The organism is Chryseobacterium koreense CCUG 49689 (assembly GCF_001045435.1).
In the GTDB taxonomy this organism is placed as follows: domain Bacteria; phylum Bacteroidota; class Bacteroidia; order Flavobacteriales; family Weeksellaceae; genus Kaistella; species Kaistella koreensis.
On the sequence record NZ_LFNG01000002.1, the window covers coordinates 44560 to 68060 of the forward strand.

Genomic DNA, 23501 nt, shown 5'->3' on the forward strand with positions numbered 1-23501 from the left:
CTCAAATCTACCTGTCGGCAGACAGGCCTCAAACTTCAAACTTCAAACCTCAAACAAATAAGAATGACCAAACTCAGTGTAAATATCAACAAAATAGCCACCATCAGAAATGCAAGAGGCGGCGAACTTCCAAGTGTGACCGAAGCAGCGATAAAACTGCAGGATTTTGGCGCTCAAGGAATTACAGTTCATCCTCGTCCCGACGAAAGACATATTACCAGAAAAGATGTCTATGATTTGAAGCCTTTGATTACCACCGAGTTTAATATTGAAGGAAATCCACACCGTCCGTTTCTTGATATGGTGCTGGAAATCAAGCCGGAACAGGTGACTTTGGTTCCCGATGCAGATGACGCGATTACTTCCAATGCGGGTTGGGATTGTGAAAAAAATCTGGATTTTCTGAAATTGGTCATCGCTGAATTGAAGAATGCAGGTATAAGGACTTCCATTTTCCTTGACCCCAATCCGGAGATGGTAAAATTTGCCGCAGAAACCGGAACGGACCGAATCGAACTGTATACCGAAGCGTTTGCGAAAAATTACCCGATCGACAAAGAATCAGCCATCAAACCGTATTACGAAACCGCTTTGGAAGCCACGAAATTCGGTTTGGGAATTAACGCGGGCCACGATTTGAGCCTGGATAACCTGAAATATTTCGCAGACCATATTCCCAATTTGCTGGAAGTTTCCATAGGACACGCCCTGATTTCCGAAGCGTTGTATATGGGACTGGAAAATACAGTTCAGGCGTATTTGAAAAGACTGGCGAAATGGTAGAAATTCTCTAAATTTGAAGAATGAATTCCGAAATTACAGTAAACGATTTTTCTAAACATCTTTTTTGGGATGTGGATTTGAATGGTTTTGACTTGGAGAAACATAAAGAACAAATGATTCAAAAAGTTCTGGAATATGGTCAAATCGAAGATTGGAATTTGCTGAAAAAATATTATGGTTTACAGACCATCAAAGAAGTTGCGCTTAATCTGAAAAGTTTAGATCCGGTAACGCTTTCGTTTGTATCGACTATTTTCAAAATTGACAAAAAAGAATTCAAATGCTTCGAACAGAGACAGTTAGTTCAGAATGTCTGGAACTCTTAAACTTTATCATGAAATCAGAAGTTTTTTCTGATTTTATTTTAGTTGGTGGAACTGCTTTGGCACTTCAGTTGGGACATCGAAATTCAATAGATTTGGATCTATTTGGAAAAGTTACCATCGAACCTGATGCTTTTATTGAGGAACTTAAGCAATTTGGAAAAGTTCAAACCATTCAAAAATCAAGAAATGTCCTTATTTTATCTGTCAATAAATCTTGACTTGTAAAAAAAGTAAAATCTAAAATAAATTTAATGCAAATCCTCCACTCAAAAATATACGGGCAGGAAAAATCGGGGACCCCGCTTCTGGTTTTTCATGGACTTTTCGGAATGCTCGACAACTGGGGAAGTTTCGGTAAGGAAATGGGTGAGTTTTTTCCGGTTCATCTCATTGATTTAAGGAACCATGGCAAAAGTTTCCATTCCGAAGAAATGTCGCACGATGATTTGGCGCATGATATCACGCATTACATGGCGCATCACGGGATCGAGAAAGCGAATTTGCTCGGCCATTCTCTCGGTGGAAAAGCAGTGATGCAGTTCGCCATAAAATATCCGATGAAAGTTGAAAAACTTATCGTGGTAGATATCGGTCCGAAAGCGTACCCGCCGCATCATCAGGGAATAATGAAGGCGCTGGAAAGCGTGGATTTCGAAAAAGTAAATTCCCGGCAGGAAGTGGAGGAAGTGCTGCACCAGTTCATTCCCGAAAAATCCGTCATTCAGTTTCTCACAAAAAACCTTTATTGGAAAGACGACAAAAAATTGGATTGGAGATTCAATCTGAAAACTTTGTCCGAAAAATACAGCGAGTTTGTGTCGAATGCCATAAAATACGGGGTTTTTGCCGGCGAAACTTTATTTATTGCAGGCGCAAAATCAAATTATATTCTTCCCCAAGACGAGTTTCAAATTAGGCAGCAATTCCCAAATTCCTCCATCGTGAAGATCGAAAATGCGGGACATTGGGTCCAGGCGGAAAATCCGAAAGATTTTAATGGGGTGGTCAAGGATTTTATAGAGCATAAATTCGTGAGTTGAGATTTTTGAAAACGCACAATTAAAGTGTATTTTTGTAAATTATTACTCAATACCCATGGTCTTAGTAACTGGCGCCACAGGAATCCTCGGAAGAGTCATCGTTTTGGAACTGCTCAAACGGGGAAAATCCGTTCGCGCTTCGAAACGAAAGTTCAGCAACCTTGAGGAAGTCAGGAATTCTTTAAAATTTTATACGGAAGATCCAGATGAAATTTTCAACCGAATCGAATGGGTAGATGTGGATTTTGAGGATATCGATTCCTTGAAAATGGTTTTGAATGGAGTGGGAGAAGTTTATCATTGTGCTGCGAAAGTCAGTTTCCATCCCAAAGACAGCAAGAAAATGTACCACACCAATATTGAAGGAACTAAAAACCTTTTGTATGCGTGTGAGAATTCTTCCGTAGAAAAATTCTGTTTCGTGAGTTCCATCGCGGTTTTGGACGGACTTAATGAAAAAGGGGAAATGGATGAAAACTCCGACTACAATCCGAAACTGAACCATTCTGCATACGCGGTTTCTAAACATTTTTCTGAAATGGAAGTTTGGCGCGCTGCAGCCGAAGGTTTAAAAGTGGTCATCGTCAATCCGGGAATCATCATCGGCAGTGGAAACTGGAAGGAAAGCAGCGGATTGATTTTCGAGAATTTTTCTAAACCGCTCACTTTTTCGGGCGGAACTTCCTATGTGGATGTGCGCGATGTGGCGAAAATTTCAGCCGATTTGATGGATAAAAATATTTTTGGCGAAAGATTTATCTTGATTTCCGAAAACAAAAGATATCGCGAAATGACCGCCTTCGTCCGAAAGAAACTGGGGAAATCCGAACCGAAAGTGATTTCAAAATCAGTATTGCGAGTCAGCCAGGTTTTAAATCTTTTTTTAGGATGGCTGATTTCACCTTTAAGAATGGCCAATACGGTAAATATCGAAGCGGTGACGAGCTTCCATCAAATATCAAATCAGAAAATAAAGAAAAAACTCGGGTTTGAATTCATCCCCGTCGAAGAAAGCCTCGAGTTCCATCTGAATAATTATTTAAATGACCAAAGCACGAAATAGCGCCCTATTTTTCTTTAGGTTTTTCACTTACATCTTCCCAACTTATTATGAATGTCACTCATTTTCTCAATAGTAACACCCAAAAATTTCCATTAAAATCCGCCATCGGTTATAAGAAAAAAGAGGAATGGAAGGAACTGAGCTGGGCAAATTTCCGGAGGATGGTTTTCAAGACGGCGAACGCGCTGAAAACTGCCGGAATCGTTGAAAATGATAGGGTTGCGATTTATTCGGACAATTCAGCAGAATGGATTATTTTCGATTTGGCAGTACTTTCGCTTGGTGCGGTCACGGTTCCAATCTATTCCACCAATAATCTGGAACAGGCGGAATATATTCTCGCTGATTCCGAAGCAAAGATCATTTTGGTCGGAAATCAGGATCAATATGACGCCGCTGTTGAAATACTGAATAAAAATCAAGTGCTGCAGCAGATCATTGTGTCCAAAAAGTCCGTTTGGATCCAAAAGGAAAAATCACAATATCTGGAAGATTTCATCAAAAAATGCGATGAACACTTTGAGATAGTGGAAAAGGATGATGAAGATTTAGCCACAATCATTTACACTTCCGGAACCACCGGCGTTCCGAAAGGCGTGATGCTCACTCACGGGAATTTTTACAAATGTTTCGATGCACATTTTGATTTCTTTAAATTTAAAAACTTTGAAAATGAACATTCTCTTGCGTTTTTACCACTGACTCACGTTTTTGAAAGAAGCTGGACTTTGCTTTGTCTTTATGGCGGTGCCAAAGTAACTTTTCTGGAAAACACCAAACTTATTGCCAGTACTTTAACGGAAGTGAAGCCTACCATGATGTGCTCCGTTCCCAGATTCTACCAAAAAATCTATGCAGGAATCCAGGAAATGGTTTCGGAAAGTACTGAATCGAAAAAGAAGATTTTTAATTGGGCAATGAAAGTGGGTGCAGAAGTCGCTGAGTTAAAGCGGACCGGGAAATCCGTTTCGTTCTCATTAAAATTGAAAAATTATATCGCCAATACTTTAGTTTTCAAAAAGATAAAGCACAAAATGGGTGGAAATCTCTGGTTCATGCCGTGTGGAGGAGCTTCCATTTCTGCGGAGGTGACCCAATTTTTCGACGCCATGGGAATCCACATTACCGTGGGTTATGGATTGACGGAAACTACCGCGACTTTGACCGCTTTTCCGTTTCAAAATTACGAGTACGGCACCGCGGGAATTACTTTGGGCGACACCAAAATCCGAATTGGCGAAAATGATGAGATTCAGGCCAAAGGAAGCGGAATCATGAAAGGTTATTACAAAAAGCCCGCTGAAACTGCCGAGGTTTTCACCAATGACGGTTGGTTCAAAACCGGTGATGCCGGTAAATTCGACGAAAAAGGAAATCTCGTGATTACCGATAGAATCAAGGATTTGATGAAGACTTCGAATGGGAAATATGTCGCGCCACAACCGATTGAAAACCTTTTGTCCAATAATAATTTCATCACTCAAGCCATGGTGATTGCAGAGGGAAAACCTTTTGTCACCGCTTTGATTATTCCCAATTTTGAGGCCTTAAAAGAACTGTTGCCCAAACTGAATATTCCATTCACCAGCTGGGAAGAGATTGTGAATACAGATAAAATTAAGGATTTTTACCATCAAAAACTGGACGAAATCCAAAAGCAGCTTTCCGGTTTTGAAAAAGTGAAAAAATTTGTTTTGATGCCGGCGGAATTTGAAATCACCACCGGTGAAATCACCCCAACTTTGAAAGTGAAACGAAATGTGGTTTTGGCGAAATATGTTGATTTGATTGACAAAATGTATTCTTAAGGACAAATCGTAAATGGTCCGATTTTCAAAGTCAATCAAATCGCAGTTTGTTCCCATTAATTTTAGAACTGAACACTTAAACATTGTGAAACTCTTTTTTCTTTGTGTTAAATAATAATTATGACAAACGAATTTTTAGGAAATCCAAATTTCAATATTTCATCGCAAACCGTTTCAGCGAGTTGTCCTTCAAACATCGCCCTCATCAAATATTGGGGGAAATACGAAAACCAGATTCCGGCAAACCCAAGTATCAGTTATACCTTAAATCACTGTAAAACCAATACCTCAATGGAATTTTTGGCAGATGAAAAATTTTCTGTCAAGACTTTTCTCGCCGGAAATGAAGAAAAAAAATTCGCCGAAAAAATCGAGAAATATTTTAAAGACATTGAGCCATTTTTGCCTTGGATCTTAAAAGGGAAATACATTATTAAAACCGAAAATACCTTTCCGCACAGTTCGGGAATTGCCAGTTCCGCTTCGGGTTTTGGTGCCATTGCCAAATGTCTGATGGATTTGGATGAAGAATTTTCCGGGAAAATGGATGCGGATTTTAAACTCAGGAAAGCCAGTTTCATCGCCCGATTGGGAAGTGGAAGTGCGTGCAGAAGTTTGTATGACGGACTTGTTGTTTGGGGCGAAACCAAAGAAGTTCCCACGAGTTCGGATCTTTTCGCGGTTCCCTATCCAAATGATGAAATTCATTCGGTTTTCAAGAGTTTCAATGATTGGGTTTTATTGATTCATGAAGGTGAAAAATCGGTGAGTTCCACGGTTGGACATGGTTTGATGAAAACCAATCCCTATGCGGAACGAAGATTCAAGGAAGCTCATGAGAATTTTTCATTGTTAAAAGAAATTTTAAAAACCGGCGACATCTCGCGATTTATGCAACTGGTAGAACATGAGGCTTTGACGCTTCACGCGATGATGATGATGAGCGAACCGGCATTTATTTTAATGAAAACCGGTACTTTGGAAGTCATCCACAAAATCTGGAATTTCCGAAAAGAGACCGGACTCCATTTGTTCTTTACTTTAGATGCAGGAGCGAATGTCCACTTGCTTTTTCCAGAAAATGCCGAGGCTGACAAAATCAGGGAATTTGTCGTAAAGGAATTGTTGCAACATACCCAAAATGGCGGAGTGGTGAAGGATGAGATGAGGTTTTGAAATGAAATTTCATCAAGAAATAAAGTTGAGAATTGCAAAACGGCGCTTTCAAAATTTTGGATTTGGTGATGAGATTCCCTTAAGAAAAACGTTTAGGGAAAATGGTCAGTATTTATTTCCCATTGCGTTTTTTTCCATACTTGCGATTTTTTATTTAAAAAATCGAACAATCGAAGGAAGCGAGAAGGTTTCCTGAACAAAAGATTTTCTGTGGGTGTTGAAAGTTGACGATAGATTGAGCTTAAATCTCAAAAAATTAAGCCTACTTTCTCACCAATCTGCTCATGTAATGCAGCACTAAGACCAGTACAACTCCCAAAATTCCGGCAGAGAGAGAAAGGATGAATTTGGCGTTTTCTTCATGCCAAAATCCAAGATCCCACTCGATCACATAGAGATTGAAACCGATAAAAATAATGAAAAGTGCTAAGAATATTTTATAGAATCGCTGCATTTTTGGCCTGGTTTAGAATTTCACGTATGTTGAAAATAACTGTGCAAAGTTAGCGGTAAATAATTTAATGGCAATCGCCAAAAGCACAATTCCGAAAACTTTTTGCAAAATCTGAAGCGTCGTGGGACCCAATATTCTTTCGAGCCAGTTTGCCGATTTTAAAACCAGATAGACAAATAGCGTATTTAAAAGAATAGCCGAAATAATATTGATGTCGTGATAGTTTGCACGAAGGGAAAGTAACGTGGTCAAAGTCCCGGCACCTGCAACGAGTGGAAATGCGATCGGAACGATGGATGCTGCTTTCGCCTCGGTGTGTTTGTGGATTTCAATTCCTAAAATCATTTCCAATGCAATAATGAAGATGACCAAAGCACCTGCAATGGCAAACGAGTATACATCGACTCCGATGAATTTCAGGATTTTGTTTCCGATGAAAAGAAATGCAAGCATCAATGCACCCGCAACGATCGCCGCTCTTTCAGACTCGATTTTTCCAAATTTTTGTTTTAAACCGACGATTACCGGAAGTGATCCCACGATGTCAATCACCGCAAACAAAACCATTGCGGTGGTAAGTGTTTCTTTAATGGAGAAAAATTCAAACATTCCTTCAAATTAATAATTTGGCAAAAATATAAAAAATAATTGATTATTTGTTAATCTCTGAATAAACCGTAATAATGGTATTTAGAAGGTCATCCAGACTTTCTTCAGAAGGAACGGGTGCGTATTTTTCAAACTGGATTTGCTCAGAAAGTGCCCTGTATTTTTCGGCCAATAATTGTCCTTTCGATTGTTCGATGAACTGGTTGAATTCTGATTCAGAAGTGAGGGAATTCGCTTTTTTGGTTTCATTCTTCAGGTCTTCATAAGCAGCGAAGAACTTTTGAAATTCTTTATTTTCTTTTAATTTTTTTAGATATTCGATATTTTCTTCGAAACGGTTCCCTAAATCTTGTCTGATCAGCTCTTCAGTTTCTGCAATGGAGACAAAGTTTTTGTCGGCTTTTTGAAGTTGCGGCTTTCGTTTCCCTCTTTTTTTAAGCACCACGAAAAGTAGGGATACAAAACCAAAAAGCAACGCCAAATTTCCAAAAACAATATTCCAGTTGATTTGGTTTTTTTCGGTGTCTTTGATGATCAGGTTGTTGGTTTGGAGAACCGGCGTGTTCACCGTTTCCAAAACAATATTGGTGTAATCGTTCACTTTTTCCAACGTAGATTTCTCGTTCGCTATTTCTTGCGGGGTTTTCACGTTCAATGCGATCGATTTTGCCCCTAAATCGACATATTTTCCTTCATTGGGATCAAAAAAAGAAAAGTCTTCAAAAGTAATCGAAAGTGGACCGGCTTTTTTGGGAACCACAATATAATCTGCCGTGATCGCTCCGCTTAATCCATTTCGGCTGGCCACGGTTTTGTTGGTGATTTTGGGAGCGTAAGAAATATAGTCGCTGGATTCCACGATTTTCGGCAAATGGAGAGATTCGAAATTGCCCACGCCGGAAACTTTGACCGAAACCGTGACGGGTTTTTCAATTTCAGCATGTTCTGAAGCATTCTTGTGGATTACCGAAATCTCAAAATTCCCGACGGCATTTTTGTAGTTCGCAGGCATTCCATCCGGAAGTTTTTTTACATTCAGCCGCACAGGATTGGATTTGATTTTCTCCACTTTGTCGGCATTCGAAATTGATGCTGCAATTGGATTGATTTCTACATTTCCGGATTCCGATGGGAAAACGATGAACACCGCGATCACTTGCGAATTCATTCCCGCAGAGGTTTCGATTTCTGATTTTGCAAAACTAACGGTTCTGAAATTAGCGTTTCGTTGCTTAGGAATCTGGATGTTTCCAACCCTTCTGAAACTTCCGTAATCTTTGCTGTAAGCTCGCAACACTGCAATCGTGGATTCGTTTTTGTAAACTTCGCGATCCTGAATTTCAAGATTTAGGTAAATATTGTCTTCATCTGTGTTTACAGCGACCGATGATTTTTTCTCCTGATCTCGCACATTGATGTCGAAAGGTTCGGTTTTGTATATTTTTCCGTTGACCGTCACCAAAACGGAACCGAATTTTATCTTTCCTGCCTGTTTCGGACTTAGGACGAGTTGGTAAACCATTTGATTTACCGCATCGCCTTTTTTCGCATCCAGAACGATGGTATTTTGCTCTGAAGCGGTCCCGATAATGTCAAATTTTGACAAGTCGGGCATTCTCAGCGGAGTTTCCTGCATCATGTTTTCACCGCTGATTTCCAATAAAACGGTGAGTTTGAAGCGTTGGTTTAGTTTTGCTTCTTTCACGTCAGAAACCGCCAAGGTAACTTGTCCGTAAGCAAAAAGCGCGGAGAACAAAGACAGTATGTATGGAATTTTCTTTTTCATCACCAATCCTTTTCGTTGCTTTGCGGCATAGAATAGGAGTTTTTGTTGAGGATCCGTTTTGCGGTTTCTCTTTCTTTGTTTTCAACCCGGTTCATGATGGAGTTTTCCAGGTCTTTCGGCATTTGGTTATTGTTGTTCGGCTGGTTTTGGTTAGGATCTTTTCCGGTGCCGCTTCCTTTATTTTGCTGACCATTTCCCTGTTCCTGTTTTGGGGTGTTTCCCTTTTCATTTCCTTGGTTTTGGTCTTTATTTTGGTCCTTTCCGCCACCTCCGCCGGAATTGTTTTTCTGGTCTTTTTGCTGCTGTTTTTCTTTTTCTTTCAGCATAGCGATTTCGTAATTTTTTCGGATGGTTTCGTTGTATGGATCTTGCTTCAATGCCTGTTTGTATAGTTCGGCTGCTTTTTTGGAGTCGTTTTTTTGCATATAGGCATTCCCCAAATTATAGAGGGCTGCTTTCTTGTCCGGAATAGTGGTTGAAAGTTTTTCGGCTTTTTCGAACTCTGCTTTTGCTTCTTCAAATTTGCCGCTTTTGTACAGGGCATTTCCTAAGTTATAATGTGCGGCAAAATCCCTGTCGTTCAATTTTGCGGCTTCCATAAATTTAGAGGATGCAGATTCATAGTTTTTCTGATCAAACTGCTGGTTTCCCTTAAAAATAAGGGTGTTGTAATTTTCTTGAGCTGAAGTAAAAATAAAACCTGTAATTGCAAGAATTGCCGAAAAAATAACATTTGTGTACATTACTGCAAAATTATTCCTTTAATTGTTAACGAGGTAATGAGGAATTGTTAAATTTCGGTTAAAATGTGGCTTTAATACTTTGATTTGCACTTAAAGGTTAAATTCCCTCTTCGGATTCACCAGAAAAATGAACAGAAAGAAAAATAGCGAAACCGCCAGAAAATATTGGTAATAATGAATTGCGTTCTGAGACTTCACCAAACTTTCAGAAGAAGTGGAAGTTTTATGTAATCCGTCAATGATTTCGGAGGTTGCATTGTCCAAATTATTTCCGTCCACATAAGTTCCGCCGGTTTCCTGGGCGATATTTTGCAATGCGTTGATTTGTCTTTTTGAAATCACAGTTTGTTCGTTCCGATCGGTTTTGTAGCCCATCAACTGACCGAAAACATATTCCGGAATCGGTGCGCCTTCCTCGGTTCCAATTCCAACGCTCACCACCGAAATTCCTTCTTTCTTCGCCAGACGAATCGCCGCTTTTTCATTTCCTTCATTATCTTCGCCGTCGCTCAATAAAACGACTTTTCTCGAACCTTTTGCCACGTTTTTGAATTTCTCTGCCGCGACTTTCATTCCGTTTAAGAAATCGGTTCCCTGAATTTTCATCACGTTGGTTTCAATTCCGCCAATGTAAGTTTCTGCTGCTGAGTAGTCAGTCGTCAATGGCATGATTGAAGATGCTTCTCCCGCGAAAACCACAATTCCGACTTTATCGTTCTTCATCTTCGACATTGTTTGAACCATGATGTTTTTCGCCATGTCCAATCGGTTTGGATTGATGTCTTGCGCATTCATGGAGTTGGAAACATCGAGCAGGAAAATCACATTATTCATTTTTTGTTTGGACTGTATTTCTTCGGATCCACTCAGAACATCTACGATGGAGAGAATCAGAAAGAATGTCGCGATTAAATAGAGCACCGGTAAAACTTTGGAAAATCCGGATTTTTTCTCGAAAAGTTGCTCCTGGAATCTGGACTCGGCAAAAATGTTTTTCCGCTTGCTTTTCCATTTTAAATAAGCGAACATGATGAATCCCAGCAGCGGCAAAAGCAGCAGCAGCAATAGATACCAATTATTTCCTAAATACCAATTCACAAAAATTTTGTTTAAAGTTTGAATTTGTTTGAGGTTGCTGGGAGAGATTTGATTTTCATTTTTGACTTAAAACTTAAAAACCCGATCACTATCTTTCAGCTCAGAAACCTGTAAAATACCCACCTCAAAATTGCATCCAGCAACAAAACACCGAGTGCAATCCACAAAAACGTTCTAAAATATTCCTGATAATTATACAGTTTTGAAGTTTTCAGTTCTGATTTTTCTAGCTGGTTGATCTCATTGTAAACTTCTTCCAGGCTTTGAACTGAAGTTGCTCTAAAGTATTTTCCGCCGGTAGTTTGCGCAATTTCCCTCAGAACGGGTTCATCAATTTTAACTTCCACTTCATTGAACACCAAATCTCCGAAAATATCAATATTTGTAGGCATTAAAGCATATCCGTTGGTGCCAATCCCGATGGAGTAAACCTTTATTCCGTTGGCTTTGGCGAGTTGTGCGCCCACTTGCGGCGGCATCGCATTTTCGATGGTGTTTACGCCGTCTGTCATCAAAATGATGATTTTTGATTTTGCCTTGGAGTTTTTCAAATGGCTTACCGCTACGGAAAGTCCTTCGCCAATCGCGGTTCCGGGTTGCAGTTCCAAAGTGTTCAGATTGTCCAATTCATCTAAAATAACGGCATGATCGGAAGTTACGGGAACTTTTGTAAAAGCCTCGCCGGAATAAGTCACCAGTCCAATTCGGTCTGCAGGTCTTTGCAACACGAAATTTTTTGCGATTTTTTTTAATGCGGTCAATCGGTCCGGTTCCAGATCTTTAGCCAACATACTGAGGGAAACATCCACAGAGAGCATGATGTCGATTCCCTTTGAGTCGTCATTGTTTTGGGAGATAGTGAATGTTCTCGGACGTGCAATCGCGATGATCAATGCCGATAGAATCAAGTATTTCGAAATTTTTAGCAGAAATAAAACAAAAAGGATCCCTTTGTTTTCTTCCATGTTTTTGGTGGAAGGTACTTTGATTCCGGTTCGTTTCTTCTTCTTTACGTCTAAAATCAAAAGCGGAATAAACGCCAAAAACAGCAGCAGCAACCATGGACTGTAAAACTCGAAATTGGGAAAAATCGTTTCCATCATTTATATTCCTGTTCTTAAATGTTCAGCTTCCAGATCTTTTGAGGACCGTTTTACAAAAGCACGGATATCTTCTAAATCTTTTGACATGGTGGCCTGATCCGGAAATGTTTTTGCGAATTTCACCAAGTCGCTTCGCAGAAAGACGTCTTCCACGATTTCCTCGTTTTCTCTGGAAATGGTATTGTTCGTTTTCAAAACATCAATGAGGTCGTCGGTGAGCAAAACATCTGCCGGGATTCTGTATTGTTTGGTGATAAAGTTTCTGGAGATATCGATCAGTTCCACATAAAACGAGCGGTAATTTCCGGATTCTATATATTTTTTCTTTTTCAAACCCTCCAATTCTCGCAAGGTTTGATTGGTCATGATGACCGGCGAATTTTTTCTTCGTTTCGCGAATTTCAAGATTTGCCAAATAATGAAAATCAAGGCAATAAGCGCTAAAACTCCCAGAATGTACCATTTGTAGAGTTCCCAATAATCCTGCACTTGGAGTTTTACCTCTTTGTTTTTCATGATGTCATTGATCTGGTCGCCTTTTTGCGCAGTGTTGATGACTTCCACCTCATAAGGAATGGTGTGGTAAACTTGTCCGCCGATTTTGAAATCCAGCGCGGGAATACTGAACTTTCCCTCCTCGAAAACTTGAAATTCGATGATTCTTTCGTAGAAATCCTGCTGTTTGCTGATGCTGTCTTTCACCTCTTCGAAATGGAACGGAAGCAATTCGTTCTTCGGTGCGGAAACCACATCTTTCCCCTGAAGATTGGAGATGTTGATTTTAAAAACGCCGACTTCTCCCAACGCCAAGGTTTTTTTGTCGAGTCTGGAACCCAGTATTTGCGATTGCCCGAAAATGCTGAGAACAGTTAATAGGATTAAAAATGTTTTTTTGAACATCTATCTTTTTCTAAAATATTCGTAAAGATATCTGGAGTAATCATCCGCGGTCTTCACATTCATAAAGGTCGCCGAGGAGTTCTCGAAATCTTCGGTAATTTTTTTAATTTTCTGTTTTTGATTTTCCGCAAAATGATAACGCCATCTTGCGGCGGAGGTATTGGCCCAAACTTGTCTGCCGGTTTCTGCATCCCGAAACAGGGCATAGCCGATATCCGGAATCTCATCATCTTTATCGTCAAAAATTCTCATTCCAAGCAATTGGTGCTTTTTGGAGGCCACCCGCAAAATCTTCAAATCATACTGGTCCTCAAAATCAGAAAACAGGAAAACCATTGATTTTCTCTTGAAAACACTCATCATAAACTGTAAGGCTTCATCTATTTTTGATTCTGCGGGAACATGTTCAGCACTCAAGATGGTGCTCAGAATTGCCAAAATATGTTTTTTTCCTTTTTTGGGGGGAATTACTTTATAGACTTTGTCGGCGAAAAGGATTAATCCCACCTTATCGTTGTTTCCAGCTGCTGAAAATCCCAGACTTGCGCAGATTTCAGCGACATATTCTCTTTTCAGCTGCGTTTTTGTGCCGTAATCCATCGATGCGGAAATATCCACCAAAAGCATCAGTGTCAGTTCACGCTCTTCTTCCATCACTTTCACATAAGGTTCCCTGAAACGAGCGGTTTTGTTCCAGTCGATTCGCCGGATGTCGTCACCAAACTGATAGCGCCTCACCTCAGAAAAGGTCATTCCCTGTCCTTTGAAGGCACTGTGATATTGCCCCATCAAAGTGGATTCCGTCTTTTTCTTGGTACGGATTTCAATCTGCCTGACTTTCTTGATGATGTCTTTTATTTCCATTCTTCGGTTCCAGTTTCAAATATCGGGAGTTCGCTAGCTAAGTTCTGCAATTTTCTGCAGTTCCAGCTGATCTATGGTGCCTGGATTTTTCCCAATATTTTATTGATGATTTCATCTGAGGTAATTTCTTCAGCTTCTGCCTCGAAACTTAATCCGATTCTGTGCCGAAGGACATCTTTGGCGATTTCTTTCACGTCTTCCGGAATCACGAAGGCCCGGTTTTTCAAAAAAGCCATAGCTCTGGAGGCGATTGCTAAATTGATCGATGCTCTGGGTGAAGCCCCAAAACTCAAATAATTTTTTAGTTCAGAAAGTCCGTATTTTTCAGGGAAACGTGTCGCGAAAACCATGTCGAGAATATATTTCTCAATTTTTTCGTCCACATAAATTTGGTTGATGAGCTGCTTTGCATCCAATACATTCTGCATAGAAATCACTGATCGGATTTCCGGTTGGTGAGAGGTGGCGACCATCTGCATAATCTTTCTTTCGTCCTCAAATTCCGGATAAGTGATGGTGCATTTCAGCATGAAACGGTCGCTTTGTGCTTCCGGCAAAAGGTAGGTTCCCTCTTGGTCGATCGGGTTTTGTGTAGCCAAGACGAGGAATGGTTTAGGAAGCTGCATGGTTTCATCACCGATGGTTACTTGCTTTTCCTGCATCGCTTCCAGAAGTGCAGACTGCACTTTCGAAGGAGCCCGGTTGATTTCATCTGCCAAAACGAAATTGGCGAAAATCGGTCCGCGTTTGATGGAGAAATCATTGTCTTTAATGTTATACATCATGGTTCCCACCACATCGGCAGGAAGCAAGTCGGGCGTAAACTGGATTCTGGAGAAATCGCCATGGACCGCATCTGCCAAAGTTCTAATCGCTAAAGTTTTCGCTAATCCCGGAACGCCTTCCAACAACACGTGACCGTTTCCTAAAAGTCCGATCAGGAGTCGGTCCACCATATATTCCTGACCGATGATTGCTTTGTTGATCTCTTGTTTTAAAAGCGAAAAAAAGTAATTCAGCTCCCTTACTTTTTCTGTCAATTGTCTGATATCTTCTGCTTGATGTAGTTCCGCCATAGTTTCTTGTGGATTTAATCGGTAAATTTCTAATAAATACCGACACCAATCAACACAATTAATGCCAATGGTGAGTTAAAGTTTGTTAAAAGAAGGGAGTCTGAAGCGCAAAAACCGCAGACGGATTTTTACTGATTTCAGTATTTTGATTTGGGAGGGGTGTTTTCTGTTTGTTAATCCAAGACCAATTCTTATTGCATCACCATTTGGTCTTCGGTCCTCCAACTTCGCTCTTCGGACTTTTTCCGTACCTTTGGACACTAAATCATTCCAAATGAACTATCATTTTCAGGCACACCGTCAGGTTCGAAAAAACCTACTGGAAATTCTGCAGAATTGCTCCATGCAGGATTTGATGCTGATTCCGGATGGCTTCAACAATAATATGTATTGGAACATCGCGCACACCGTTGCAACCCAGCAACTTCTTTGCTATTATCTCAGCGGAAATCCCTTTAGAATAGACAAATACTGGATTGAAACCTACAAGAAAGGGACACTTCCCAACCTGAATGTGCAGCAGTCCGAAGTGGACGATTTGGCATTCCTTCTTATCGAAACTTCAAAGATTTTACTCAAAGATTATGACGCCGATTTATTTTCAGAATACACGCCTTATACCACGAGTTTTGGTTTGGATTTAAAAAATATTCAGGACGCCATTATCTTTAACAATATGCATGAAAGCCTGCACTATGGTTATGCGATGGCGCAGAAAAGGGCGATTCTGGGAGAAGAATTTTAAAATAATTAAAAATTAAAAATGAACAATTAATAATTGGGCTGTAAAAGTGGCCAAAGTTTAATCAATATTGAAGTAAACATTATTCATTATTAATTCTTCATTATTCCTTATAAAAATATGAAAGACGACTTTATTTTTGGATTGCGCCCGGTCATCGAGGCCATTGAGGCTGGTAAAACCATCGACAAAATATTTTTGCAAAACGCGTTGCAGGGTCCGATTTACGCTGAACTGAAAGCGCTTTTGAGCAAACACAAAATCCGACCGAATTACGTTCCTGTAGAGAAACTGAATCGGTTTACCCGAAAAAACCACCAAGGTGTGGTTGCCTTTATTTCGGATGTGCCTTTTCATTCCATTGAAAACATTTTGCCCGAGATCTTTGAAGCTGGGAAAACCCCGTTTCTCTTGATTTTGGACCGATTGACCGATGTTCGAAATTTCGGCGCGATCTGCAGAACTGCGGAATGTGTAGGAATCGATGCGGTCATTATTCCGGAAAAAGGAGCGTCGCCCATTAATTCAGATGCCATAAAGACTTCGGCAGGTGCGATTTATAATATGAAGATCTGCAAAGAGAAAAACTTGGCACATACCGTGGATTTCCTGCAGCAATCAGGCGTTCAGATTTTTGCCGCCACCGAAAAAGCCCAAAAACTGGTTTACGATGTGGATTTCACTCAACCATGCGCTTTGGTAATGGGTAATGAGGAGACTGGAATTTCTAAAGAGGTCCTGCATCATTCCGACGAAAAAATCAAATTACCCATTGAGGGAAAAACCCAGTCGCTGAATGTTTCCGTGGCATGTGGAGCGATTTTGTATGAAGCGGTTCGTCAGAGATTTCAGGGGTAAATTTTATTTGGAGAACTTTCTGAAGCTGCATTGAAACTTATCATCGCCAAATCATGACAGAGCAAAGTAGAAGGCATTTTTTTATCTTTACTTAAAAATTGGCCCATGCAGAAGAATAGAATTCTTAAAAATGATGTACGCAATTTTGTTCGCCACACCATCATTAGCAAAATAGAAAAACTTGAAAAATTTATAGAATTCACGCTGGAAGCAAGCTGGGAAATTAAGAAAACTCCGAAATACGATTCGATTCGCGAGGAAATGCAGGAGGAAATTTACCAGATGCAGAAGCAGCTTGCGGCGTTAAACGACTTGCGAAGAAATTTAACCAAAGTCCTAAACACGCCAACAGATACCGTTCAGCGGGGTTCGTTGGTTTTTACGAATAAGGCGAGGTTTTACATTTCTGTATCCTTGGGTGAATTTTTCTTTGAAGGCGACCGTTTCTATGCCATTTCCGAAGAAAGCCCGATGGCAAAAATCATGTTCGGAAAAAAGCCGGGCGATTCCTTTGTCCTAAATAATATAAGTCAGACCATCGAATACGTGATGTAGCTGATTTTCAAATTCAATAAAATGGATAAACCTGAAATATTAAAAGAAATTCTAAAAAGCAGAAAAAGTACTTTTCCCCAAAATTACTCCCCAGAAAAAATTGAAGATGCTGTCTTGTCGGAAATTCTGGAATCTGCGAAATATGTCCCGAGTCACAAAAAAACCTATCCCGCCCGTCTGAAGGTTTTCCGGGCTGAGGAAAAAGACCGGCTCGGAAATCAGCTGGCAAAAATCTATAAAGAAACCACTGCTCCGGAAAACTTCATTGCAAAGAAATATGAAGATATCCCCCACAAAATTTCCATGGCAGATACCGTAATTGCGATCTGCATCAATTTCAGCGGCAAAGTTCCCGAGTGGGAAGAAATTGCCTCCACTGCAGCTGCCGTAGAAAATATGTATTTGACTTGTGCGGTCAATGAAATTGGCTGTTACTGGAGCACGCCGGGAATGATTCGCCACCTTGGCGACTTTCTGAATTTGGAAGAAAACCAAAAATGCTACGGACTTTTCTATATGGGAAAACTCAATCGGGAACTGTAACGATTTCCGGCGATTGCCGACTTATGGAGAAATAACTTTAGAAAATAAATTATGGAAACTTACGGCTATAACCATCCGGAATCGCAACAAAATCAAAATTTCCAAAACGGTAACTATAAATCCCAGAAAAAGCTCGCAGCGGGACTTTTGGGGATTTTGGTGGGCGCTTTTGGAGCAAATAAATTTTATTTGGGATACATTAATGAGGGGATCATCCAAATCGTTTTGAATATCGTGACGTGTGGAGCGGCATCTATTATCCCTTTTATTGAGGGAATTATTTACCTGACGATGAGCGATGAACAATTTGACCAGACTTATGTTCAGAACAAGAAGGCTTGGTTCTAAACCGACCCGATTTTTTTGGACTGAACCCGGAATTGGGTTTTTGAAAATTAAAATACCACCAACTCACTAATAAATTACTTGTTAATTGGTGGTATTTATTTTTAATTTTTCCGCTCAATCAACGCCATATAAAATCCGTCGAAACCTTCGCTCGGCATGATTTTTTGGTCTTTAATTAAAGAGAATTCCGAGTTGTTTTCAAGGAAAGTTTTCACCTGCTCGCTGTTTTCGGAAGGCAGGATAGAGCAGGTCGCATAAATCATTTTTCCGCCCTTTTTCAACATTTTGGAATAATCCTGAAGGATCTGCTGCTGTTCCTTTTTGATTCTTTCTATGAATTCGCCATCGATTTTCCATTTGGAATCTGGATTTCTTTTCAAAACTCCTAAACCGGAACAAGGCGCATCGATCAATAGTCGGTCTGCTTTTTCGTGTAGTCTTTTGATGACTTTGTTATCGTCGATAAATCGGGTTTCTATGTTGTGTGCTCCGGCTCTTTTCGCGCGGCGTTTCAGTTCGGCCAATTTCCACTCAAAGATATCCAAAGCGATGATTTGCCCTTTGTTTTTCATGAGTGCCGCTAAATGCAGGGTTTTTCCACCTGCACCTGCACACGCGTCCACCACGCGCATTCCTTCGCGCACATCCAGGAATTCCCCGATTTTTTGGGAAGATGCGTCTTGAACTTCAAACAAGCCTTCCTTGAACGCAGAAGTGAGGAATACGTTTTTCTTTTCCTCCAGCTGCACTGCATCGGGATAATTTCTGATTTGGAAACTTTCCACATTTTCTTCGTGGAGTTCGTCTATCAGATGTTTGGCGGTAGTTTTTAAGGTGTTTGCACGAAGAATGGTCGGAGCTTGTTCGTTGAGTGCCTGCATTTCCTTTTCCCAGGTTTTGCCCAATTCTTTCTCCAAAGTTTCTGCCAACCATTCGGGAATGGAATATTCAATGGCCTTTGTGGGAACGGTTCCTTTTTTCAGTTTGGTCAAAATATCTGCAATCTTGATTCCATCAAACTCTTCGAATTTTTTGTAATGGGTTTTGCTCCACAAAAGATAGGCGAGAATCAGTTTGTAAACATTGTTCGGTTTCACGCCTTCTCCCATATAATATTCCAACCGTTTTTTCCACCGGATGATGTTATAGAAAATCTCCGAAACCACTTTTCGGTCTTCGCTTCCCCATTTTCTGTGGGCCTTCAAAAGTCTTTCGATCACTTTATCTGCATATTTCTTTTCCTGGAAAAAAGTTTCCTGAAGTGCGTCGTGTATTCCGATAAGGAGGTTTCTGTGGATCAGTTCCATTGTTTGATTTTGGCTAATAGCATTTGGCTATTGGCTTTGCAAAAATAGGGTTTTTAATGGAATTTGATGGTTTTCGCACATTTGATGACTGCCACTGATCAGTTTCAAAAGCCAAAATCAATCCCTATCTTTGCAAAAATTTAAAAATGAGCGACACCCTACTTTGCCCAAAATGCCAATCGGAATTCACCTATGAACAGGATCACATGATGGTTTGTTCACAATGCTTCCACGAGTGGGATCCAAAAGAATCGGATAATGCGGATAAGATTTTCGACAGCAATGGAAACGAATTGCAGAATGGCGATTCCGTAGTGGTGATCAAGGATTTGCCGGTGAAGGGCGCTCCAAAACCGGTGAAGGCGGGAACGAAAGTGAAAAATATTAGACTTCGTCCGGATTCAGACCATAATATCGACTGCAAAATCGACGGATTTGGCTCCATGGCGCTGAAATCTGAGTTTGTGAAGAAGGCATAAGCTGCGTTTATTCATCCAACGCGATGACCAGAATCGATACGCGATTCCCCGAATTTTTCAGGATTTCCCAAGCCACGGAACTCATCGTGTTTCCCGTGGTGAAAACATCGTCGATGATCAAAACGTGTTTCCCCGAAATTTCTTTGTTTAGGGAGAACAGGTTTTCTGTGACCACTCGCTCGGATTTGGATTTTTTTGCTTGGGCTTTTTTGTAAAGGTTCCTTCTCAATAGTTGATGGTCGCGAGGAATTCTAAAATGCGTGGAAAGTAGGTCCGCGAAAAGATGGAGTTGGTTATAACCTCGTTCTCTCAGTTTTTTCGGGTGGAGCGGAACGGTGGTAATTAAATCGGGTAGTTCTTGTTCAAAAGAGATTCGTTCTTTGGTCCAGTTTGCCAATATTTTTCCCACTTTTTCACGTTTTCCATATTTGAGCGAATGCACAATTTTCCGGCTCAGACTTTCCTTTTCAAACTGCATTAAGGCGAAGGCGTTTTCAATTGGGAAAAGCAGTTTACATTCTTGTTTTAACTGGTTGTCTCGTCCAAAGTAATGATGGGTAAAATTGATTTTTCTAAAGCACAATTCACAAACCAATTCCTCCGCAGAAATGATTTTGCTGCATTCTATGCATCGGTTTGGAAAAAGCAGATGAAGAAACATGGTTGAATTTTATTTAAAGGTACAATTTTTTGTCAATCCCTACTTTTTCCAACTTCGCAGCAAATAAATTATCTTTGCAGCATGATACGAATCACCAAAATCTTTACTTTCGAAACGGCGCATGTCCTTTATAATTATGACGGGAAATGCAAAAATATGCACGGACATTCCTACAAACTGTTTGTCACGGTGAAAGGAAATCCCATCAATGATTTGGAAAACCCGAAAAATGGAATGGTGGTGGATTTTGGCGATATCAAAAAAATTGTGAAAGAAGAGATCATAGATGTTTGGGACCATGCGGTTTTGATTAATGCACTTTCCCCGCACAAAGAACTGGGTGAAGATTTGGAACAAAAAGGACATAAGGTGATTTACTGCAATTTTCAGCCAACATGTGAAAATATGCTTTATGAAATCTCAGTTAAAGTGAAAAACCGTTTGCCAAATCATGTGCAACTGGCCTATTTAAAACTTCATGAAACCGAAAATTCCTATGGAGAATGGGTAGCTGAAGAAAATATCTAAATTAACTGGAAACAAGGCAAAAGAATCAATTTGAAAAAAATAACGTTAAATCCCGGTAAAAAAGTCTATTTCTGCTCCGATCAGCATTTTGGTGCGCCCACTGTGGCGCAAAGTAAGAAGCGGGAAGAGAAATTTATCCGTTGGCTGGATGAAATCAAACATGATGCTCAGGTTTTGTTCTTGATGGGTGATTTGTTCGATTTCTGGCATGAGTGGAAACATGTGATTCCAAAAGGCTATGTGCGGGTTTTGGGAAAACTGGCGGAACTGAAAGATTCCGGGATTGATTTGTACATGTTTGTTGGAAACCACGATTTGTGGATGAAAAATTATTTTGAAGAAGAAATCGGTTGCCAGGTTTTTTTCGAAAAACAATATTTCGAGATCAATGGGAAAAAATTTCTGCTCGCACACGGTGACGGACTTGGACCCGGCGATAAAGGCTATAAAAGGATGAAGAAACTTTTCACCAATCCTGCTGCGCAATGGGCGTTCAAATGGCTGCATCCAGATATTGCCATGAAAGTTGCGATTTATCTTTCAACCAAAAACAAGATGATTTCCGGCGAAGAAGACAAGGCGTTTTTGGGGGAAGACAAAGAATACCTCATTATTTATTCCAAGGAAAAACTGAAATCGGAAGAGATAGACTATTTTATTTACGGTCACCGCCATCTTCCTATGGTACTTGAATTGGAAGGAAAGGCACAGTACATCAATCTTGGCGACTGGATTTCCTATTTTACTTATGGTGAGTTTCAAGATGAATTTCTTTTGAAGGAATTTGAAAAATGACCGACACTATTTTCAACATCAAAACAGAAACCGATTTCCATTCCGCATGTTTGGAAACTTTCCGCTATCAATATGAGAACGTGGAAGTTTACCGCCGGTTTTGCGACTATTTGAAAAAGAATCCTAATGAAATTGATGAGGTAGAAGAAATTCCATTTCTCCCGATTGAGATGTTTAAAAATCATTTGGTTTTGGACCAAAACTCTACAACGGAAAGTTTCTTCCAAAGTTCGGGAACCACACAGATTCAGACGCGTTCTAAACATTTTATTGCGGATTTTTCTTTGTACGAGGAAAGTATTTCCCGGAGTTTTGAACAGTTTATCGGGAAGCCGGAAGACTATGTTTTTCTTGGATTACTGCCCAATTATTCTGAAAATCCACACTCGTCTTTAATTTATATGGTTGATTTTCTGATGAAGAAATCTGCAAAGCCGGAAAACGGGTATTTTCTTTACAACCATTCCGAACTTTTTGAACTCCTGCAAACTTTTAATGATCAAAAAGTAATTCTTTTTGGTGTTTCATTCGCGTTGCTAGATTTTCTGGATTTTCTAAAATCTAAAACTAAGTCAATCAACCACTTATCTGGTTTGACAGTAATTGAGACGGGTGGAATGAAAGGCAGGAAATCTGAGATGACCAAGGACGAACTGCTGGAAATCTTCAAAAAAGGATTCGGAACCGAGCGGATTTACTCGGAATATTCTATGACGGAATTGCTTTCTCAGGCTTATTCCTTAGGAAATAATATTTATGAAAGTCCCAACTGGATGAGGATTTTGATCAGAAATACGGAGGATCCATTTTCCTATGTGGAAGAGGGAAGGACAGGTGCGATCAATATCATTGATTTGGCAAACAGGCATTCCTGCTCATTTATTGCGACCCAGGATTTGGGCAAAATGGTAAAAAAACCGCATGGGATCGGTTTAGGAAATGCGTTCCAGGTTCTGGGCCGGATTGACCATTCGGATATCCGTGGCTGCTCATTGCTGGTTTCGTAAAAAAACCTTCGGATTATTTTTTCCGAAGGTCTTCAAATATTTTTAGTTAAAAATTAAGCTGCTGTCATTTCTTCGTCAGTTCTCTGAAGCAGCGTTCTGTAGATTATTCCGCCGATTACTCCGCCTAAAATTGGAGCGACCCAGAACAACCAAAGTTGAGAAATAGCCTCGCCTCCCACGAAAACTGCCTGTGAAAGTGATCGGGCAGGATTCACGGAAGTGTTGGTGATTGGGATGCAGATCAGGTGGATTAAGGTGAGACACAAACCGATTGCGATTCCGGCAAATTTTCCGTTGGCAAATTTGTCTGTGGCACCCATGATGACGATGATGAAGAACATGGTCAGTAAAGTTTCTGCCATAAATGCCGCCATCATGCTGTAACTTCTGCCAAAGTAAACGGCTTCTCCATAAAAATTACTCGCAAATTCGCCGCCTTTTCCCTGAAACTGTACCAGTTCACCGCCATTTGCGCCTTTTAGAATCAAGTAGAGGCAAGCCGCTGCAGCCAATGCACCGACACATTGGGAAACCACGTAAGGAAGAAGATCTTTCCACGGAAGTCTGCCTCCTGCAGCCAATCCGAAAGAAACTGCCGGATTAAAATGTCCACCGGAAATGTGTCCTACTGCATAAACCATCGTGAGAACAGTAAGTCCGAATGCCAATGCAACGCCGAGGAGCAAGATTCCGATCTGTCCAGAATCTGCGGAAGGCGCAATCTGGGAAGCAAAGATGGCAGCGCCACAACCTCCAAATACCAACCAAAACGTGCCGAAAAATTCAGCAATTAATTTTTTTGCCATAACAGTTTAGTTTTTAAGTTTATTCAAATTTAAGATTTTTCTA

General features: G+C 40.4%; 28 protein-coding genes. 16 read left to right on the forward strand and 12 right to left on the reverse strand.

Annotation, left to right across the window (positions count from 1 at the left end):
- Positions 1 to 63 precede the first annotated feature (63 nt).
- The 7 genes from ACM44_RS01415 (at position 64) to ACM44_RS01445 (ending at position 6196) form a co-directional block, all read left to right on the forward strand.
- Positions 64 to 783, forward strand: a complete 720-nt coding sequence (locus tag ACM44_RS01415) for a pyridoxine 5'-phosphate synthase (protein ID WP_048498335.1) — start codon at positions 64 to 66, stop codon at positions 781 to 783.
- Between the two features lie 20 nt (positions 784 to 803).
- Positions 804 to 1109 carry a DUF6922 domain-containing protein gene (locus ACM44_RS01420; RefSeq protein WP_048498336.1) on the forward strand — a complete coding sequence of 102 codons (306 nt, stop codon included), beginning with the start codon at positions 804 to 806 and terminating at the stop codon, positions 1107 to 1109.
- Positions 1110 to 1117: 8 nt separating this feature from the next.
- Positions 1118 to 1327, forward strand: a complete 210-nt coding sequence (locus ACM44_RS01425; protein WP_048498337.1) for a nucleotidyl transferase AbiEii/AbiGii toxin family protein — start codon at positions 1118 to 1120, stop codon at positions 1325 to 1327.
- 33 nt (positions 1328 to 1360) lie between these two features.
- Positions 1361 to 2149: an alpha/beta fold hydrolase gene (locus ACM44_RS01430; RefSeq protein ID WP_048498338.1), complete on the forward strand. Its 789-nt coding sequence runs from the start codon at positions 1361 to 1363 to the stop codon at positions 2147 to 2149.
- A 55-nt stretch (positions 2150 to 2204) separates the two neighbouring features.
- Positions 2205 to 3212 (forward strand): NAD-dependent epimerase/dehydratase family protein, encoded by a 1008-nt coding sequence (locus ACM44_RS01435; RefSeq protein ID WP_048498339.1) that lies wholly within the window; start codon positions 2205 to 2207, stop codon positions 3210 to 3212.
- Between the two features lie 47 nt (positions 3213 to 3259).
- The gene (locus tag ACM44_RS01440; protein WP_048498340.1) at positions 3260 to 5020 is read left to right on the forward strand and encodes an AMP-dependent synthetase/ligase; all 1761 of its coding nucleotides are present in this window, start codon (positions 3260 to 3262) and stop codon (positions 5018 to 5020) included.
- 120 nt (positions 5021 to 5140) lie between these two features.
- Positions 5141 to 6196: a diphosphomevalonate/mevalonate 3,5-bisphosphate decarboxylase family protein gene (locus ACM44_RS01445; protein WP_048498341.1), complete on the forward strand. Its 1056-nt coding sequence runs from the start codon at positions 5141 to 5143 to the stop codon at positions 6194 to 6196.
- 262 nt (positions 6197 to 6458) lie between these two features.
- On the opposite strand, the gene ACM44_RS01455 is transcribed toward ACM44_RS01445, so the two are convergent.
- The 9 genes from ACM44_RS01455 to ACM44_RS01495 all read right to left on the reverse strand — a co-directional run bounded on the left by ACM44_RS01455 (position 6459) and on the right by ACM44_RS01495 (position 14829).
- Positions 6459 to 6650, reverse strand: coding sequence for a hypothetical protein (locus ACM44_RS01455; protein WP_048498343.1), 192 nt, complete (start codon positions 6648 to 6650; stop codon positions 6459 to 6461).
- A gap of 12 nt (positions 6651 to 6662) precedes the next feature.
- The gene (locus ACM44_RS01460) at positions 6663 to 7259 is read right to left on the reverse strand and encodes a MarC family protein (protein WP_048498344.1); all 597 of its coding nucleotides are present in this window, start codon (positions 7257 to 7259) and stop codon (positions 6663 to 6665) included.
- A 43-nt stretch (positions 7260 to 7302) separates the two neighbouring features.
- Positions 7303 to 9045: a BatD family protein gene (locus ACM44_RS01465; RefSeq protein ID WP_048498345.1), complete on the reverse strand. Its 1743-nt coding sequence runs from the start codon at positions 9043 to 9045 to the stop codon at positions 7303 to 7305.
- Positions 9045 to 9788, reverse strand: coding sequence for a tetratricopeptide repeat protein (locus tag ACM44_RS01470; protein WP_048498346.1), 744 nt, complete (start codon positions 9786 to 9788; stop codon positions 9045 to 9047). Before ACM44_RS01470 ends, ACM44_RS01465 begins: the two co-directional genes overlap by 1 nt.
- A gap of 90 nt (positions 9789 to 9878) precedes the next feature.
- Positions 9879 to 10886 carry a vWA domain-containing protein gene (locus ACM44_RS01475; RefSeq protein ID WP_048498347.1) on the reverse strand — a complete coding sequence of 336 codons (1008 nt, stop codon included), beginning with the start codon at positions 10884 to 10886 and terminating at the stop codon, positions 9879 to 9881.
- A gap of 95 nt (positions 10887 to 10981) precedes the next feature.
- Complete coding sequence (locus ACM44_RS01480; protein WP_152669279.1) at positions 10982 to 11986, reverse strand: vWA domain-containing protein; 1005 nt, start codon at positions 11984 to 11986, stop codon at positions 10982 to 10984.
- Positions 11987 to 11989: 3 nt separating this feature from the next.
- Positions 11990 to 12889, reverse strand: a complete 900-nt coding sequence (locus tag ACM44_RS01485) for a BatD family protein (RefSeq protein WP_048498349.1) — start codon at positions 12887 to 12889, stop codon at positions 11990 to 11992.
- Positions 12890 to 13753 carry a DUF58 domain-containing protein gene (locus tag ACM44_RS01490; RefSeq protein ID WP_048498350.1) on the reverse strand — a complete coding sequence of 288 codons (864 nt, stop codon included), beginning with the start codon at positions 13751 to 13753 and terminating at the stop codon, positions 12890 to 12892.
- 71 nt (positions 13754 to 13824) lie between these two features.
- A complete protein-coding gene (locus ACM44_RS01495) occupies positions 13825 to 14829 on the reverse strand; it encodes an AAA family ATPase (RefSeq protein ID WP_048498351.1) in 1005 nt (334 codons plus the stop codon).
- Positions 14830 to 15103: 274 nt separating this feature from the next.
- Between ACM44_RS01495 and ACM44_RS01500 the strand changes: the two genes are divergently transcribed.
- The 5 genes from ACM44_RS01500 (at position 15104) to ACM44_RS01520 (ending at position 17875) form a co-directional block, all read left to right on the forward strand.
- Positions 15104 to 15574, forward strand: a complete 471-nt coding sequence (locus tag ACM44_RS01500; RefSeq protein WP_048498352.1) for a DinB family protein — start codon at positions 15104 to 15106, stop codon at positions 15572 to 15574.
- Between the two features lie 117 nt (positions 15575 to 15691).
- Positions 15692 to 16429 (forward strand): 23S rRNA (guanosine(2251)-2'-O)-methyltransferase RlmB, encoded by a 738-nt coding sequence (rlmB, locus tag ACM44_RS01505; RefSeq protein WP_048498353.1) that lies wholly within the window; start codon positions 15692 to 15694, stop codon positions 16427 to 16429.
- Positions 16430 to 16534: 105 nt separating this feature from the next.
- Entirely contained in the window at positions 16535 to 16984 is a 450-nt protein-coding gene (locus ACM44_RS01510) for a hypothetical protein (protein WP_048498354.1), read from the forward strand.
- Positions 16985 to 17005: 21 nt separating this feature from the next.
- Positions 17006 to 17527 carry a nitroreductase family protein gene (locus tag ACM44_RS01515; RefSeq protein ID WP_048498355.1) on the forward strand — a complete coding sequence of 174 codons (522 nt, stop codon included), beginning with the start codon at positions 17006 to 17008 and terminating at the stop codon, positions 17525 to 17527.
- A gap of 51 nt (positions 17528 to 17578) precedes the next feature.
- Entirely contained in the window at positions 17579 to 17875 is a 297-nt protein-coding gene (locus ACM44_RS01520) for a TM2 domain-containing protein (RefSeq protein ID WP_048498356.1), read from the forward strand.
- Between the two features lie 101 nt (positions 17876 to 17976).
- Here ACM44_RS01520 and ACM44_RS01525 read toward each other — a convergent pair whose 3' ends face one another.
- Entirely contained in the window at positions 17977 to 19182 is a 1206-nt protein-coding gene (locus ACM44_RS01525) for an RsmB/NOP family class I SAM-dependent RNA methyltransferase (RefSeq protein WP_048498357.1), read from the reverse strand.
- A gap of 146 nt (positions 19183 to 19328) precedes the next feature.
- Here ACM44_RS01525 and ACM44_RS01530 point away from each other — a divergent pair, with 146 nt between their 5' ends.
- Entirely contained in the window at positions 19329 to 19661 is a 333-nt protein-coding gene (locus tag ACM44_RS01530; protein ID WP_048498358.1) for a zinc ribbon domain-containing protein YjdM, read from the forward strand.
- A 7-nt stretch (positions 19662 to 19668) separates the two neighbouring features.
- Here ACM44_RS01530 and ACM44_RS01535 read toward each other — a convergent pair whose 3' ends face one another.
- Complete coding sequence (locus tag ACM44_RS01535) at positions 19669 to 20322, reverse strand: ComF family protein (RefSeq protein ID WP_048498359.1); 654 nt, start codon at positions 20320 to 20322, stop codon at positions 19669 to 19671.
- A gap of 81 nt (positions 20323 to 20403) precedes the next feature.
- Between ACM44_RS01535 and ACM44_RS01540 the strand changes: the two genes are divergently transcribed.
- The 3 genes from ACM44_RS01540 to ACM44_RS01550 are packed head-to-tail and all read left to right on the forward strand — an operon-like array spanning position 20404 to position 22652.
- Positions 20404 to 20850, forward strand: coding sequence for a 6-pyruvoyl trahydropterin synthase family protein (locus tag ACM44_RS01540; RefSeq protein ID WP_048498360.1), 447 nt, complete (start codon positions 20404 to 20406; stop codon positions 20848 to 20850).
- Positions 20851 to 20880: 30 nt separating this feature from the next.
- A complete protein-coding gene (locus ACM44_RS01545) occupies positions 20881 to 21645 on the forward strand; it encodes a UDP-2,3-diacylglucosamine diphosphatase (RefSeq protein ID WP_048498361.1) in 765 nt (254 codons plus the stop codon).
- Positions 21642 to 22652: a LuxE/PaaK family acyltransferase gene (locus ACM44_RS01550; RefSeq protein WP_048498362.1), complete on the forward strand. Its 1011-nt coding sequence runs from the start codon at positions 21642 to 21644 to the stop codon at positions 22650 to 22652. The genes ACM44_RS01545 and ACM44_RS01550 overlap by 4 nt, the downstream gene beginning before the upstream one ends.
- 53 nt (positions 22653 to 22705) lie before the next feature.
- Here ACM44_RS01550 and aqpZ read toward each other — a convergent pair whose 3' ends face one another.
- Complete coding sequence (aqpZ, locus tag ACM44_RS01555; protein ID WP_048498363.1) at positions 22706 to 23458, reverse strand: aquaporin Z; 753 nt, start codon at positions 23456 to 23458, stop codon at positions 22706 to 22708.
- Positions 23459 to 23501 lie beyond the last annotated feature (43 nt).

Bases quoted from the DNA above. Each gene is read 5' to 3' on its own strand.
- ACM44_RS01495 (WP_048498351.1), bottom strand. From the start codon at position 14,829: ATGGCGGAACTACATCAAGCAGAAGATATCAGACAATTGACAGAAAAA.
- ACM44_RS01535 (WP_048498359.1), bottom strand. From the start codon at position 20,322: ATGTTTCTTCATCTGCTTTTTCCAAACCGATGCATAGAATGCAGCAAA.
- rlmB (WP_048498353.1), top strand. From the start codon at position 15,692: ATGAAAGACGACTTTATTTTTGGATTGCGCCCGGTCATCGAGGCCATT.
- ACM44_RS01525 (WP_048498357.1), bottom strand. From the start codon at position 19,182: ATGGAACTGATCCACAGAAACCTCCTTATCGGAATACACGACGCACTT.
- ACM44_RS01530 (WP_048498358.1), top strand. From the start codon at position 19,329: ATGAGCGACACCCTACTTTGCCCAAAATGCCAATCGGAATTCACCTAT.
- ACM44_RS01520 (WP_048498356.1), top strand. From the start codon at position 17,579: ATGGAAACTTACGGCTATAACCATCCGGAATCGCAACAAAATCAAAAT.
- ACM44_RS01420 (WP_048498336.1), top strand. From the start codon at position 804: ATGAATTCCGAAATTACAGTAAACGATTTTTCTAAACATCTTTTTTGG.
- ACM44_RS01510 (WP_048498354.1), top strand. From the start codon at position 16,535: ATGCAGAAGAATAGAATTCTTAAAAATGATGTACGCAATTTTGTTCGC.
- ACM44_RS01455 (WP_048498343.1), bottom strand. From the start codon at position 6,650: ATGCAGCGATTCTATAAAATATTCTTAGCACTTTTCATTATTTTTATC.
- ACM44_RS01485 (WP_048498349.1), bottom strand. From the start codon at position 12,889: ATGTTCAAAAAAACATTTTTAATCCTATTAACTGTTCTCAGCATTTTC.
- ACM44_RS01460 (WP_048498344.1), bottom strand. From the start codon at position 7,259: ATGTTTGAATTTTTCTCCATTAAAGAAACACTTACCACCGCAATGGTT.
- ACM44_RS01515 (WP_048498355.1), top strand. From the start codon at position 17,006: ATGGATAAACCTGAAATATTAAAAGAAATTCTAAAAAGCAGAAAAAGT.
- ACM44_RS01480 (WP_152669279.1), bottom strand. From the start codon at position 11,986: ATGGAAACGATTTTTCCCAATTTCGAGTTTTACAGTCCATGGTTGCTG.
- ACM44_RS01465 (WP_048498345.1), bottom strand. From the start codon at position 9,045: ATGAAAAAGAAAATTCCATACATACTGTCTTTGTTCTCCGCGCTTTTT.
- ACM44_RS01500 (WP_048498352.1), top strand. From the start codon at position 15,104: ATGAACTATCATTTTCAGGCACACCGTCAGGTTCGAAAAAACCTACTG.
- ACM44_RS01470 (WP_048498346.1), bottom strand. From the start codon at position 9,788: ATGTACACAAATGTTATTTTTTCGGCAATTCTTGCAATTACAGGTTTT.
- ACM44_RS01415 (WP_048498335.1), top strand. From the start codon at position 64: ATGACCAAACTCAGTGTAAATATCAACAAAATAGCCACCATCAGAAAT.
- ACM44_RS01435 (WP_048498339.1), top strand. From the start codon at position 2,205: ATGGTCTTAGTAACTGGCGCCACAGGAATCCTCGGAAGAGTCATCGTT.
- ACM44_RS01550 (WP_048498362.1), top strand. From the start codon at position 21,642: ATGACCGACACTATTTTCAACATCAAAACAGAAACCGATTTCCATTCC.
- aqpZ (WP_048498363.1), bottom strand. From the start codon at position 23,458: ATGGCAAAAAAATTAATTGCTGAATTTTTCGGCACGTTTTGGTTGGTA.
- ACM44_RS01430 (WP_048498338.1), top strand. From the start codon at position 1,361: ATGCAAATCCTCCACTCAAAAATATACGGGCAGGAAAAATCGGGGACC.
- ACM44_RS01540 (WP_048498360.1), top strand. From the start codon at position 20,404: ATGATACGAATCACCAAAATCTTTACTTTCGAAACGGCGCATGTCCTT.
- ACM44_RS01440 (WP_048498340.1), top strand. From the start codon at position 3,260: ATGAATGTCACTCATTTTCTCAATAGTAACACCCAAAAATTTCCATTA.
- ACM44_RS01490 (WP_048498350.1), bottom strand. From the start codon at position 13,753: ATGGAAATAAAAGACATCATCAAGAAAGTCAGGCAGATTGAAATCCGT.
- ACM44_RS01425 (WP_048498337.1), top strand. From the start codon at position 1,118: ATGAAATCAGAAGTTTTTTCTGATTTTATTTTAGTTGGTGGAACTGCT.
- ACM44_RS01445 (WP_048498341.1), top strand. From the start codon at position 5,141: ATGACAAACGAATTTTTAGGAAATCCAAATTTCAATATTTCATCGCAA.